Annotated in this window: 9 protein-coding genes; 5 read left to right on the top strand and 4 right to left on the bottom strand. The window is 63.1% G+C overall.

Annotation, left to right across the window (positions count from 1 at the left end; all coding sequences use genetic code 11):
- Positions 1 to 124 precede the first annotated feature (124 nt).
- The 5 genes from ACVINW_RS22060 to ACVINW_RS22040 all read left to right on the top strand — a co-directional run bounded on the left by ACVINW_RS22060 (position 125) and on the right by ACVINW_RS22040 (position 6,931).
- Positions 125 to 796, top strand: coding sequence for a hypothetical protein (locus ACVINW_RS22060; RefSeq protein WP_456753235.1), 672 nt, complete (start codon positions 125 to 127; stop codon positions 794 to 796).
- Positions 797 to 1,037: 241 nt separating this feature from the next.
- Positions 1,038 to 2,837 (top strand): FAD-dependent oxidoreductase, encoded by a 1,800-nt coding sequence (locus ACVINW_RS22055; RefSeq protein ID WP_456753234.1) that lies wholly within the window; start codon positions 1,038 to 1,040, stop codon positions 2,835 to 2,837.
- Positions 2,807 to 4,654 (top strand): 2-oxoacid:acceptor oxidoreductase subunit alpha, encoded by a 1,848-nt coding sequence (locus ACVINW_RS22050; RefSeq protein WP_456753233.1) that lies wholly within the window; start codon positions 2,807 to 2,809, stop codon positions 4,652 to 4,654. The genes ACVINW_RS22055 and ACVINW_RS22050 overlap by 31 nt, the downstream gene beginning before the upstream one ends.
- On the top strand, positions 4,651 to 5,706 hold the full coding sequence (locus ACVINW_RS22045) for a 2-oxoacid:ferredoxin oxidoreductase subunit beta (RefSeq protein ID WP_456753232.1): 1,056 nt from the start codon (positions 4,651 to 4,653) through the stop codon (positions 5,704 to 5,706). The genes ACVINW_RS22050 and ACVINW_RS22045 overlap by 4 nt, the downstream gene beginning before the upstream one ends.
- A 202-nt stretch (positions 5,707 to 5,908) precedes the next feature.
- Positions 5,909 to 6,931, top strand: a complete 1,023-nt coding sequence (locus tag ACVINW_RS22040) for an IS30 family transposase (RefSeq protein WP_456753231.1) — start codon at positions 5,909 to 5,911, stop codon at positions 6,929 to 6,931.
- Between the two features lie 3 nt (positions 6,932 to 6,934).
- Here ACVINW_RS22040 and ACVINW_RS22035 read toward each other — a convergent pair whose 3' ends face one another.
- The 4 genes from ACVINW_RS22035 to ACVINW_RS22020 all read right to left on the bottom strand — a co-directional run bounded on the left by ACVINW_RS22035 (position 6,935) and on the right by ACVINW_RS22020 (position 13,217).
- A complete protein-coding gene (locus ACVINW_RS22035; RefSeq protein WP_456753230.1) occupies positions 6,935 to 8,125 on the bottom strand; it encodes an ABC transporter substrate-binding protein in 1,191 nt (396 codons plus the stop codon).
- A gap of 225 nt (positions 8,126 to 8,350) precedes the next feature.
- On the bottom strand, positions 8,351 to 9,895 hold the full coding sequence (locus tag ACVINW_RS22030) for a SpoVR family protein (RefSeq protein WP_456756468.1): 1,545 nt from the start codon (positions 9,893 to 9,895) through the stop codon (positions 8,351 to 8,353).
- Between the two features lie 3 nt (positions 9,896 to 9,898).
- Positions 9,899 to 11,170 carry a YeaH/YhbH family protein gene (locus tag ACVINW_RS22025; RefSeq protein ID WP_456753229.1) on the bottom strand — a complete coding sequence of 424 codons (1,272 nt, stop codon included), beginning with the start codon at positions 11,168 to 11,170 and terminating at the stop codon, positions 9,899 to 9,901.
- A 103-nt stretch (positions 11,171 to 11,273) separates the two neighbouring features.
- Complete coding sequence (locus ACVINW_RS22020; RefSeq protein WP_021080883.1) at positions 11,274 to 13,217, bottom strand: PrkA family serine protein kinase; 1,944 nt, start codon at positions 13,215 to 13,217, stop codon at positions 11,274 to 11,276.
- Between the last annotated feature and the right edge of the window lie 480 nt (positions 13,218 to 13,697).

The following is a 13,697-nucleotide window of genomic DNA, read 5'->3' as shown; positions in this document are numbered from 1 at the left end:
AACAGGATTGCGGCAATTGTGGCAATCCTTGGTCTGCACGCTGCCGGGCAGCAGGAACCGGCTTCCCTGGCCCGCGCGGGTCAGCGATATTGTGCAGATAAAACAGGCAAAAAAGGAGCACTCGATGCCAATCGCCGGACAGGGCATGCTGCTGACCTCGATGGATATCGACAGCTTACACGAAGCTGAATTCAACCGCTGGTACGACCGCGAGCATCTTGAAGAACGGGTCGCGATCGACGGATTCCTCGAAGCCCGTCGCTACGTCGCCGATGACGGCAAGCCGAAATATCTGAGCCTGTATTCGACCGCGACCTTCGATGTGCTCGAGAGCCCGGCCTACCGCAAAGCGCTCGCCAACCAGACCGACTGGTCGAAGGCCAACATCGCACGCTTTCAGAACATGATCCGCGGCGTGGCCCGCATCACGATCAGCCGCGGCGTCGGCCGGGGCGCGGCGCTTGGCATCATCCGCCTGCGCCCGCCGGCCGATGGCGCCGACAAACTCCGCACTGCATTGCGGGAACACCTCGATCCGGCCGCGCGCGACGGCATCATCTCGATGCACCTGCTGGAAAACGATCCCGTGCTGTCGAAGCCGCTGACACCGGATGCCGACAAGGCCGATCCCGGCGCCGGCGACTGGTTCGTGCTGATCGACGCCACTGACGTCAGCGCGGTGCCTGCTGCCTTGTCAGCGATCACCGGCAACGCAGCCTTGAAGCCGCTGGTGGTCACCAGCGGCGTCTACAGGCTGTTGTGGGACATCGCGAAGAGCGACCTGCCGCGGAGCTGACAAACGACTTGGCGGTGCAGTCATGCTGCACCGCCGCATAACGCGATCGAGATTAACGCTGAGCGCACATCAGCCGCGCGAAAGCAGATGATCGGACAATTTAGCCTTTGCCTTCTCTGGAACGGCTCTAATAAGATAAGCCTATGATCCAATTCAAAAACCAGAACAACGCCAACATGAGCGTTCGTCGTCAACGATAAGGCCGCGCGGTCAGGCATTTTCGCGCGGGTCAAAGGTAGGAATGAAACCGACTGATATCTCGGCGCCGGATTACTTTCATAAAGTAGTCGATTGCCAATGGGCCTGCCCCGCACACACCCCCGTTCCCGAGTACATCCGGTTGATTGCTGAGGGGCGTTACAGCGACGCCTACATGATCAATTGGAAGTCCAACGTGTTCCCCGGCATTCTCGGGCGCACCTGCGACCGTCCGTGCGAACCCGCGTGCCGCCGCGGCCGGGTCGAGGACAATCCGGTCGCGATCTGCCGCCTGAAGCGCGTCGCCGCCGACTTCAAGGACGACATCAAGCATCGCCTGCCGAAGCCTGCGCCGAAGAACGGCAAGCGCGTCGCGCTGATCGGCGGCGGCCCCGCCTCGCTCGCCGTCGCGCGCGATCTCGCGCCGCTCGGCTATCACTGCACCGTGTTCGACGGCGATCCCAAGGCCGGCGGCATGATGCGCAGCCAGATTCCAAAATTCCGCCTGCCCGACAGCGTGATCGACGAGGAGACCGGCTACATCCTGGGCCTCGGCGTCGAGTTCAAGGGCGGCCAACGCGTCGACAGCCTGAAGCAGCTGCTCGCCGAGAACTACGACGCGATCTTCGTCGGCAGCGGCGCGCCGCGCGGCCGCGAGCTCGACATTCCCGGCCGCAAGGAGGCCGCCGCCAACATCCATATCGGCATCGAATGGCTGGCCAACGTGTCGTTCGGCCATGTCGACAAGATCGGCCGCCGCGTCATCGTGCTCGGCGGCGGCAACACCGCGATGGATTGCTGCCGCACCGCGCGCCGCCTCGGCGGCGAGGCCGTCAAGGTGGTGGTCCGCTCCGGCTTCGAGGAGATGAAGGCCTCGCCGTGGGAGAAGGAAGACGCCATCCATGAGGACATCCCGATCCTCAACTACATGGTGCCGGTGGCGTTCAAGCACGTCGCCGGCAAGCTGATCGGCGTCACCTTCCAGAAGGTGCGGGCCGAGTACGACACCAAGGGCCGGCGCAATCTGGTGCCCTCGGGCGAGCCGGACGAGACAATCCCCTGCGACGACGTGCTCGTTGCGGTCGGCCAGGAGAATGCGTTCCCCTGGATCGAAGCCGATTGCGGCATCGAATTCGACAAGTGGCACATGCCCAAGGTCGATCCCAAGACGTTCGTCTCGACCAATCCGAAGGTGTTCTTCGGCGGCGACGCGGCGTTCGGCCCGAAGAACATCATCTGGGCGGTGGCGCACGGCCATGATGCCGCGCTGTCGATTCACAAGATGCTGTCCGGCGAGGACATCAACGAGCGTCCGCTGCCCGAGGTGCACGTCTCCTCCCAGAAGATGGGCATCCATGAGTGGAGCTACGACAACGACATCTCCGCCGACAAGCGGTTCAAGGTGCCGCATCGCGACAAGGTGGTCGCGCTGAAGGACATCCGCACCGAGGTCGAGCTCGGCTACGACCTCAAGCTCGCGCTCGGCGAAGCGCAGCGCTGCCTGAATTGCGACGTGCAGACGGTGTTTGCCGCGCCGCTCTGCATCGAATGCGACGCCTGCGTCGACATCTGTCCGATGGACTGCATCAGCTTCACCCAGAACGGCGAAGAGGATGATTTGCGGCAGCGCCTGAAGGCGCCCTCGCCGCATCACGACCAGGCGCTGTACGTTTCCGGCGACCTGAAGACCGGCCGGGTCATGGTCAAGGACGAAGACGTCTGCCTGCATTGCGGACTGTGTGCCGAGCGCTGCCCGACCGGCGCCTGGGACATGCAGAAGTACCTTATCGATATGGTTCAAGCGGGATCAACATGTCAGTCCAAAGCCCGATCAGCAGCGTAAACGACTTCGTCGTCCGCTTCGCCAACGTCAACGGTTCGGGCTCGGCTTCCGCCAACGAGCTGTTCGCGCGTTCGATCCTGCGCCACGGCGTGCCGGTCAGCCCACGCAACATCTTCCCCTCCAACATCCAGGGCCTGCCGACCTGGTACGAGGTGCGCGTCACCGAGGACGGCCATCTCGGCGCCCGTGGTGGCGTCGACATGATGGTGGCGATGAACCCGCAGACCTGGGACAAGGACATCGCCTCGATCGAGCCCGGCGGCTATCTGTTCTACGATTCGACCAAGCCGATGCCGTCGTCGAAATTTCGCGAGGACATCACCGTCATCGGCGTGCCGCTGACCGCGATCACCAACTCGACCTACACCGATCCCAGGCAGCGCCAGCTGTTCAAGAACATCATCTATCTCGGCGCGCTGTGCGCGCTGCTCGACCTTGATCCCAAGCTGGTCGAACAGTTGATCGGCGAGCAGTACAAGGGCAAGGAGAAGCTGCTGTCCTCCAACGTCCATGCGCTGCATCTCGGCCGCGACTGGGCATTGCAGAACCTGAAAAGCCCGCTCGGGCTGCGGGTGAAGAAGTCCGACAAGGTCGGCGACCGCATCTTCATCGAAGGCAACAGCGCCGCCGCGCTCGGCGCCGTCTATGGCGGCGCCACCGTGTGCGCCTGGTATCCGATCACGCCGTCGTCGTCGGTGGCGGAAGCCTTCACCAGCCACTGCAAGAAGTACCGCCACGACCCCGAGACCGGCAAGGCGAAATACGCCATCGTGCAGGGCGAGGACGAGCTCGCCTCGATCGGCATCGTGATCGGCGCCTCCTGGAACGGCGCGCGCGCCTTCACCGCGACATCGGGTCCCGGCATCTCGCTGATGACCGAGTTCATCGGCCTGTCCTATTTCGCCGAGATCCCGGCCGTGATCATGAACATCCAGCGCGCCGGCCCCTCCACGGGCATGCCGACCCGCACCCAGCAATGCGACGTGATCGCCTGTGCCTATGCTTCGCACGGCGACACCAAGCACGTGCTGCTGTTCCCGGAAGATCCGGCCGAGGCGTTCGAGTTCGCCGCCGCTGCCTTCGATCTCGCCGAGCGGTTGCAGACCACGATCTTCCTGATGCTCGATCTCGACATCGGCATGAACCACCGGCTGTGCCGCCCGCTGAAATGGGACGACGCCAAGCAATACGACCGCGGCAAGGTGATGACGGCGGAGATGCTCGAAGAAGGCCGCGATTTCGGCCGCTATCTCGACGTCGACGGCGACGGCATCCCCTATCGCACCTATCCCGGCACGCATCCGACCAAGGGCTCCTACTTCACCCGCGGCACCTCGCGCGACCGCTACGCGCGCTATTCCGAGGAAGGCGCCGTCTACGCCGATAACATGCAGCGCCTGGTGCGCAAGTTCGAGACCGCGCAGGACATGGTGCCACGGCCGCTGCAAGCCAATGCGGCCAAGCCGACCAAATACGGCGTGCTGTATTTCGGCTCGACCTCGCCGGCGATGGACGAGGCGATCGGGATTTTGGAGGCGCGCGGCCACCAGCTCGACCGCATGCGGATCCGCGCCTTCCCGTTCCACTCCAGCGTCGCGAGCTTCATCGCCGACCACGACTTCGTCTACGTGGTCGAGCAGAACCGCGACGGCCAGCTCCGCCAGCTGATCGTCAACGAGAACGGCATCGATCCCGTCAGGCTGGTGCCGATCCTGCACTATGACGGCACGCCGATCACCGCTCGCTTCATCGCGGGCGCAATCGGCGACCACCAGGATCATCTCAAGGTGACCCCTCTCCGCAAGGCCGTGACATGACGTACATTGCAAAGCCGAAGTTTCATCATCCCGGCCTGAAGAAGAACGAGCTGGGCTATACCCATCGCGACTACGAGGGGAAGATCTCGACCCTGTGCGCCGGCTGCGGCCACGATTCGATCACCGCCTCGATCATCGAGGCCTGCTACGAGCTCTCGATCGAGCCGCACCGGGTGGCGAAGATTTCCGGCATCGGCTGCTCGTCGAAGACCCCGGACTATTTCCTCGGCAATTCGCACGGCTTCAACTCGGTACACGGCCGCATGCCGTCGGTCTTGACCGGCGCCAACCTCGCCAACCGCTACCTGATCTATCTCGGCGTCTCCGGCGACGGCGACTCAGCCTCGATCGGCTTCGGCCAGTTCGCGCATTCGATCCGGCGCGCCGTCAACATGACCTACATCGTCGAGAACAACGGCGTTTACGGCCTGACCAAGGGCCAGTTCTCGGCGACCGCCGACCGCGGCTCGAAGTCCAAGAAGGGCGTCACCAACACCGACAACGCGATCGACCTGGTCGCGATCGCGCTGCAACTCGGCGCCACCTTCGTGGCGCGCAGCTTCTCCGGCGACAAGACGCAACTGGTTCCGTTGATCGCGGCTGCGATCCGGCACAAGGGCGCGTCCTTCATCGACGTGATCAGCCCCTGCATCGCCTTCAACAATCACGCCGGTTCGACCAAGAGCTTCGACTATGTTCGCGAGCACAATGACGCGGTGAACCGGCTCGACGTGCTGGTCGGCCGCGATCCGATCAGCGTCGACTATGCGCCGGGCACCGTGCAGGTGGTCGAGCAGCATGACGGTTCCAGGCTCGCGCTGCGCAAGCTCGATGCCGACTACGATCCGCACGATCGGCTCGGCGCCCAGACCTTCCTGCAGAAGCACGCGGCCAAGGGCCAGATCGTCACCGGTCTGCTCTACGTCGATCCGGACGCCGAAGACCTGCATACCCATCTCGACACCGTCGAGACGCCGCTCAACACGCTGGATGAACAGGCGCTCTGCCCCGGCTCGGCCGTGCTGGACAAGATCAACGCCAGCCTGCGGTAAGTTCGAATTCTCGCCGTCACAATACGCGGCAGGGATGTGCAACAAGCTCTATGTCGTCCCTGCGAAAGCAGGGACCCATAACCACCGATGCAGATTGTCGAGCTGCGCTGGAACAACGAATCCCGTTTACAACTGAGGGCACGGCGTATGGGTCCCCTGAGTTCACAAACGAAGTGCAACACTTCCTTGAGGAGGTGTTGCGATGGGGCGGAGTTACGAGCAGCTATCCCTGGACGAGCGATGCGAGATTGCCCGGCTTTCAGCCAATGGCAGCTCGGTGCGGCAAATCGCGGCAGCTCTGGATCGCTCGCCATCAACGATCTCTCGGGAGCTGAACCGCAATTCTGGCGCCCAGGTCGGCTACAAACCCAGCTATGCCCAGCAACAGATGCGAGCGCGGCGCTGGACGGGCGTACGCCTCGAACGGGAGCCCGGCCTGCGCCGCGCGGTCTTGGAGCGCCTTGGTCGGGGCTGGTCGCCCGAGCAGGTCGCGGGCCGGCTGGCCCGCGAACACGGCCGCAAGGTGATCTCCCACGAGACCATCTACCGCTTCATATACGCCCAGATCCGACGCACCTCGGACTTCAGCTGGCGGCGTTATCTGCCACGCGGCAAGAGCAAACGCGGCTACCGCGGCAAGAAGGGCGGCAGTCCCGCAAGCTTCATAGAAGGCCGTGTTTCCTTGAACAAACGGCCTATCGAGGCCGCCGATCGCAATGCCCCCGGTCATTGGGAAGCCGACCTGATGATGTTCTCCAAATACGGTCAGGCGATCCTGACCGTGCACGAGCGCACCTCGCGCCTGCTGCTCGGCATCCGCATCGCCAGCAAGCTCGCGCGCGGTATCGCCCGTCATCTCGTCCGCTTGTTTGCTGCCTTGCCGGAAGGCCTGTGCCAGACCGTTACCTTCGACAATGGGACCGAGTTCGCCTGTCACCTGGAGCTGCACCGCCTCGCGATCGAGACCTTCTTCTGCGATCCGCACGCGCCCTGGCAGAAGGGCGGCATCGAGAATGCGATCGGTCGGATGCGCCGCTTCATTCCACGCAAAACCGATCTCGCGACCTTCCCGACGCGCCGCCTCCGCCAGTCGATCAACGCCTACAACAACACCCCGCGCAAATGCCTTGACTTCCAAACCCCTCTCGAGGCCTTCTCTCAAGTGTTGCACTTCGAGTGTGAATCCACCTCCCTGCTTTCGCAGGGACGACAGCGGAGTTCGTGACGGCTACCTGTCGCTCAGCACCTCGCCGAACAGCGCCCAGGACTTGCCGTCGAATCGCGCCATCTGGATCTGGCGGATCGGCGTCACATTGTCGGGCTCGGTCTGCACCTTGATGCCCGGCAGCAGCATCGGCAGTGCCAGCGGCTTCAGATTGGTCGCCTGCTTGATGATGTTGTCGCGACTGTAATCGCCGTTGCAGTTCTTCAGCACCGCCGCCATGACCTGCGCGACCGTGTAGCCCTGCACGTTGAACAGATCGCCCGCGCTCGCATTCGGCTGATACTTCTTCATCCAGGCGGAAAACTCCTGCTGCGCGGGATCGTCGGCCCAGCGCGGATCGGTCGGGTCCTTCAGATAGAGCCCGGTCACGACACCGATGACGTTCTCGAGCCCGGCCGGCTCGAGCACCGCCGAGACGGAGTTGGAGACGGTCGGCAGGATGGTGAGCGGCTTCCAGCCCATGCTCGCCGCCTTGCGCAGCGCTTGCGCCGCGAATTTCGGCGTCGCCTCGGCGAAGAACACGTCGGCGCCGGACTCCCGCATCGTCACCATCTGGGAGTCGATGGTTGGATCGGTCGTGAGATACGTGGTCTCCGCGACGATCTGGCCGACATGCTCGCCGAGTCCGTCCTTGAAGCCCCTGAGATAGTCCTTGCCGGCGTCCTCGTTCGGCGTGATGACGGCGATCTTGGCATCCGGCTTGGTCTTCAGGATGTACTTCGCGTAGAGCTTGCCTTCGAGCTCGTAGGTCGGATTGAAGCCGACCGTCCACGGAAATTGCTTCGGATCGTTCCACCGCGTCGCGCCGGACGACACGAACAGCTGCGGCACGTGCTTGATGTTGAGATACTTCTGCACCGAGATATTGGGTGCGGTGCCGACCGCGCTGAAGATCGCGAGCACCTCGTCCTGCTCGACCAGCTTGCGGGTCTGCTCGACCGTCTTCGACGGCGAATAGGCGTCGTCGAGACTCTCGAACTCGATCTTGTGGCCGTTGATGCCGCCCTGATCGTTGAGCATCTGGAAATACGCGGCTTCGGCCCGCGCGATGGTGCCGTAGGCCGATGCCGGGCCGCTATAGGGCGCGGTGTTTCCGATTTTGATCGCGTCTTCGGCTGCGATGGATGGCGAGATCGACGAGGCCGTGAGGGCGGTGACGGCGAGCAGGCCCGCCAGGCGGGAGCGAGTTGACAAGAGCGTATCCTTTTCTTGGTTTTCTTGACGCGGCGCACATTATCCATCGCGCCCGCGCAGACAATCACCAAGAACGTCTCCGTGCCATGTCCGCATGCCTGCATCACGTTTTCGCGGAACGTGATGCAGCTTCAAAATTCGCAGATGTGCCGAGAGGTTCGCCGAGCGAGACTTGCATTCCGCGCGGCGGCCTGTGCCGCGCTCATCTCCGCGAACGCGACATCCTCACGCCGCAACCGCCGCCGCGCGCGGGCTGACGACGTATTCCTTCAGCACCTTGTCGGTGCCGTCGACTTCGGTCAGCGCGACGTCGTAGGTCCATAGATCGGCGAGATGCTGCAGCACGCGCCGCGTGTCGGTCTCGTTGAGCTGGGCGCCCTTCACGGTGGTGTGACGCAGCAACAGCCGGCGATCGCCGTCGAGATCGACGTCGACGACCTCGATATTGGCGTCGACGAAGCCGACGTCGTATTGCCGCGCCAGCTCGCGGCGCACCCGGCGGTAACCGCGTTCGTCATGGATCGCATCGACCTTGATCCCCTGGCTTTCGGCCGGATCGTCGTGCAGGTGGAACATGCGGAAGCGCCGGATCAGCGCCGGGCTGAGAAACTGGTTGATGAAGCTCTCGTCGCGGTAATTGCTCCAGATCTCGCGCAATACGCCCTCGACGTCGCCCTTGCCGGCAATATCGGGGAACCAGTCGCGGTCCTCGTCTTCCGGGTCCTTCACGATCCGCTCGATGTCCTGCATCATGGCAAAGCCGAGCGCGTAGGGGTTGAAGCCGGAATAGCGTCGGTCGTCGAATTCCGGCTGGAACACCACATTGGTGTGCGACTGCAGGAATTCGAGGAAATTGCCGTCGGTGATCTGGCCCTGCTGATGCAGCCGATTCAAGATGCGGTAATGGACGTAGGTCGCGGTGCCCTCGTTCATCACCTTGGTCTGGCCCTGCGGATAGAAGTATTGTGCGATGTGGCGCACGATGCGGATGAGCTCGCGTTGCCAACCCTGCAGGCGCGGCGCGGTCTTCTCGAGGAAATAGAGGATGTTCTCCTGCGGCAGACCGAGCAGCGCGCGGCGCCGCTCGGCGGTGAGGGTAGCCTTGCTCTTGGCCTTGGTGTTCGGCACCGTCCGCCACAGATCGTTGAACACGGCTTCCTCGTGCTGCCGCCGCTCGCCGGCCCGCTTCTCCTCGGCACGCAAATCGAGCGTCTTCTTGCCGGGATAGCGGTCGACGCCATGCGACATCAGCGCATGCGCGGCATCGAGCGTCCGCTCCACCGTCTCGCGGCCATGGCGGTCCTCGCAGGCCGCGATGTAGCCCTTGGCGAATTCGAGATAGTCGAGGATGCCGTCGGCATCGGTCCACTGCTTGAACAAATAGTTGTTCTTGAAGAAGTGATTGTGCCCGAACGCCGCGTGCGCGATCACCAGCGTCTGCATCGTCGCCGTGTTCTCCTCCATCAGATAGGAGATGCAAGGCGAGGAATTGATCACGATCTCATAGGCGAGACCCATCAGGCCCTTGCGGTAGGACGCTTCCTGGAAGGCGAACTGCTTGCCGAATGACCAGTGCTTGTAGAACAGCGGCATGCCGACCGAGGAGTAGGCGTCGAGCATCTGCTCGGCCGTGATCACCTCGATCTGGTTCGGATAGACGTCGAGCCCGAGCTCGGTGCGCGCGATCTTCTCGCAGGCATCGTGAATCCGCTGCAACGTCTGGAAATCCCAGTCGGCGCCCTCGAACAACCGTTCGCCGGAAGACCCCATCAACTATACCCTTTCCTGACTGGTGGTGCGGCGCTTGAACAGGTCCTGGAACACCGGGAAGATCTCGCCGCGCTCGCTCACCTTGCGCATCGATAGCGGCGCGCCTTCGTTGCGCAGACGCTCATAGAGCGTCCAGAGCGAGGAATCCGGCATGTCGAAGGTGTAGTTGGCGGCCTCGCCGACCTCGAGATAGGCAAAGAACTGGCAGACCGGCAGGATCTTGTCGGTCAGGAGAAGCCCAGTCATCCCGCTGTCGGAGGTCATGTTGTCGCCGTCCGAGGCCTGGGCCGCGTAGATGTTCCAGTCGGCGGGCCGGAAGCGGGTGCGGACGATGTCGTTCATCGCGACCAGTGCGCTCGACACCAGCGTGCCGCCGGAGGCCGGCCCGTGGAAGAACGTATCCTCGTCCACTTCCTCGGCGCGATCGGTGTGCCGGATGAACACGATCTCGACATGCTTGTAGCGCCGCTTCAGGAACACGTAGAGCAGCATGTAGAACCGCTTCGCCAGGTCCTTCATGTGCTCGGACATCGAGCCCGAGACGTCCATCAGGCAGAACATCACGGCCTGCGCCACCGGCTTCGGCACCGTCTCGAAGCGGCGGTAGCGGATGTCGATCGGATCGATGAACGGGATCCGCTTGGCCTTGGCCTTCAACGCCTCGAGCAGCGCCAGCAGTTCGCGGCGGCGCGTCTCGTCATCGCATTCCGCAAGCTCCGCCTCGAGGGCCTCGATGTCGTCCTTGCGCGGCCGGCGCAGCGCCACGCGTCGTGCCAGCGCCCGGCTCACCGTACGGCTGATCGAGATGTTGGCGGGCGAGCCCGAGGTCGCATACCCGGCGCGCTGGATACCCTCGCTCTCGGTTTCCGCAAGCTTGCGCTTGGCGAGGTCGGGCAGCTCGAGATCGTCGAGGAAAAGGTCGACGAATTCCTCGCGGCTGAGCACGAAGCGGAAAGCGTCCTCGCTGTCGCCCTCGCCCGCACCGGAGCCCTTGGCGCCGCTCTGGTTCGGGCGCTGCAACCAGTCGCCCTCGACGAATTTCTTGTTGCCGGGCAGCACCATGTCACGGGTGCCGCCTTCGCGCCGGAACCGCGGCTCATCCATGCCGTCCAGCGGGATAGTCACCTCGCCGCCTTCAAGGACATCCTTGATGTCCCGATCCTGCGACGACTTCTTGACGGCCCCCTGCACCAGCGCCTTGGCGCGCCGCAGGAAGCGCTGGCGGTTCTCCAGGCTCTTGCTACCCGGATTCAACCGCCGATCGACGATGTGCATGACCACTTTGCATCTGCCTCGCGCCGGATGCGATCAGAGTCGCATCGCATTCTTGCTTGGACGGAACGGAAGGCCGGTTGTTGCCGGCTTTCCGGATCGTGCATCAGCCGGCCTGCTTCACCCGCATGTACCACTCGACGAGCCGGCGGACCTGGCGCTCGGTATAGCCGCGCTCCACCATCCGCTCGACGAACTCGCCATGCTTCTTCTCGGTCTCGCCGTCCTTCTTGGAACCGAACGAGATCACCGGCAGCAGATCCTCGACCTGCGAGAATATCCGCTTCTCGATCACGTCGCGAACCTTTTCGTAGGAGGTCCAGCTCGGGTTCTTGCCGCCATTGTGCGCCCGCGAACGCAGCGAGAACTTGACGACCTCGTTGCGGAAATCCTTCGGGTTGGCGATGCCGGCCGGTTTCTCGATCTTGGTCAACTCCTGGTTCAGGAGTTCCCGGTTCATCAGCTGGCCGGTGTCGGGATCCTTGAAGTCCTGATCCTCGATCCAGGCGTCGGCGTAGTCGACATAGCGGTCGAACAGGTTCTGGCCGTAGTCGGCGTAGGATTCCAGATATGCCTTCTGGATCTCGTTGCCGATGAACTCGGCATAACGGGGCGCGAGATCGGCCTTGATGAATTCGAGATAGCGCTTCTCGGTCTCGTCGGGCAGCTGCTCGCGGCGGATCGCCATCTCCAGCACATACATCAGATGCACCGCGTCGGCGCCGACCTCCGTGGTGTCGTGGTTGAAGGTCGAGGCCAGCACCTTGAAGGCAAAGCGGGTGGAGACGCCGTCCATGCCCTCGTCGACGCCGGCCGCGTCCTTGTACTCCTGCACGCTGCGCGCCTTCGGATCGGATTCCTTCAGGCTCTCGCCGTCATAGACCCGCATCTTGCCGAACAGCGTCGAGTTCTCGTGCTTGCGCAGCCGCGACATCACCGAGAAGCGGGCCAGCGTTTCCAGCGTGGCCGGCGCGCAGGGCGCGGCGGCGAGCTCGGAGCCCTGGATCAGCTTCTCGTAGATCTTCTGCTCCTCGGTGACCCGCAGGCAGTACGGGACCTTGATGACGCAGATGCGGTCGATGAAGGCCTCGTTGTTCTTGTTGGTCTTGAAGCTCTGCCACTCAGCCTCGTTGGAGTGCGCAAGGATGATGCCGGTGAACGGAATCGCACCGATGTTCTCGGTGCCGATGTAATTGCCCTCCTGCGTCGCGGTCAGCAGCGGGTGCAGCATCTTGATCGGCGCCTTGAACATCTCGACGAACTCGAGCACGCCCTGGTTGGCGCGGTTGAGGCCGCCGGAATAGCTGTAGGCGTCCGGATCGTTCTGGGCATAGGTCTCGAGCTTGCGGATGTCGACCTTGCCGACCAGCGAGGAGATGTCCTGATTGTTCTCGTCACCGGGCTCGGTCTTGGCAACCGCGATCTGGCGCAGCCGAGAGGGCTGGATGCGCGCGACGCGGAATTGCGAGATGTCGCCGCCGAACGCCTCGAGCCGCTTGTAGGCCCAGGGCGACATCAGCCCGCTCAGCCGGCGGCGCGGAATGCCGTACTTCTCCTCGATCATCGGCCCGAGCTGCTCGGGGTCGAACAGCCCGAGCGGGCTCTCGAACACCGGCGACAGCTCGTCGCCCGCCTTCAGCACGTAGATCGGATGGATTTCCATCAACGCCTTGATGCGCTCGGCGAGCGACGACTTGCCGCCGCCGACCGGCCCGAGCAGATAGAGGATCTGCTTGCGCTCTTCGAGGCCCTGCGCGGCGTGGCGGAAGAAGCCGACCAGGCGCTCGATCGTGTCTTCCATGCCGTAGAAGCCGGCGAAGGCCGGATACGACCGTATCGTACGGTTCAAAAAGATACGGCCAAGGCGTGGGTCCTTGGCCGTGTCGATCATCTGGGGCTCACCGATTGCCGCTAGTAACCGCTCGGCCGCATTGGCGTATCGCATCGGATCACTTCGACACGACTCCAGATACTCGGCCATCGACATGTCGGTCTGGCTTCGCGCTTCAAACGACCTTGCGAAGGCGTTGAACAAAGAATCGTTGTACATGATCCCTCTCTCCACGATATGTATCGCCGCACGACTGACACGAGTCGTAACAAGAGCGTCCTAGGATCGAATCAGCGTCGGCACGCTGGGTCTATTGGACACTCGACCGACTCACTTCGGCAATGCACGGCGCGTGCAGCCTCTGCCTTATCAACAGGCAGGAAGCTTAATGGTTCATCAATATCCCCCGTTGGCGGCCTGTTTTTGACGTTTGTAACCCCTCCGCCACATCCGTGGTTTAACGGGGCCCAAGCCTCCGAACAGGCTTCCGAAGCGGGCATCCGACCGAGGCGACTTCCCCGTCCGAAATGAACGTTGGGCTTCCCTGAAAACGTGTGACCGTCCAGCCTTGGCGTCAAGATGCGCGCGTCACAGATTCGGATGAACAAACATTCAGAAGCCGTTGAACGCGCCTTCTTCTCGCCGCGACTAAGGCAACGAGCCCGTGCAGTTCCGCGCGGCACCATTGCCGCGCTGTAG

Source organism: Bradyrhizobium sp. USDA 4461 (genome assembly GCF_054055655.1).
The sequence above is the reverse complement of the archived record's forward strand: the minus strand, read 5'-3'. Positions and strand labels throughout refer to the sequence as shown.

Excerpts from the sequence above, each read along its gene's own strand:
- ACVINW_RS22050 (WP_456753233.1), top strand. The coding sequence starts at position 2,807 with ATGTCAGTCCAAAGCCCGATCAGCAGCGTAAACGACTTCGTCGTCCGC.
- ACVINW_RS22045 (WP_456753232.1), top strand. The coding sequence starts at position 4,651 with ATGACGTACATTGCAAAGCCGAAGTTTCATCATCCCGGCCTGAAGAAG.
- ACVINW_RS22060 (WP_456753235.1), top strand. The coding sequence starts at position 125 with ATGCCAATCGCCGGACAGGGCATGCTGCTGACCTCGATGGATATCGAC.
- ACVINW_RS22030 (WP_456756468.1), bottom strand. The coding sequence starts at position 9,895 with ATGGGGTCTTCCGGCGAACGGTTGTTCGAGGGCGCCGACTGGGATTTC.
- ACVINW_RS22020 (WP_021080883.1), bottom strand. The coding sequence starts at position 13,217 with ATGTACAACGATTCTTTGTTCAACGCCTTCGCAAGGTCGTTTGAAGCG.
- ACVINW_RS22055 (WP_456753234.1), top strand. The coding sequence starts at position 1,038 with ATGAAACCGACTGATATCTCGGCGCCGGATTACTTTCATAAAGTAGTC.
- ACVINW_RS22040 (WP_456753231.1), top strand. The coding sequence starts at position 5,909 with ATGGGGCGGAGTTACGAGCAGCTATCCCTGGACGAGCGATGCGAGATT.
- ACVINW_RS22025 (WP_456753229.1), bottom strand. The coding sequence starts at position 11,170 with ATGCACATCGTCGATCGGCGGTTGAATCCGGGTAGCAAGAGCCTGGAG.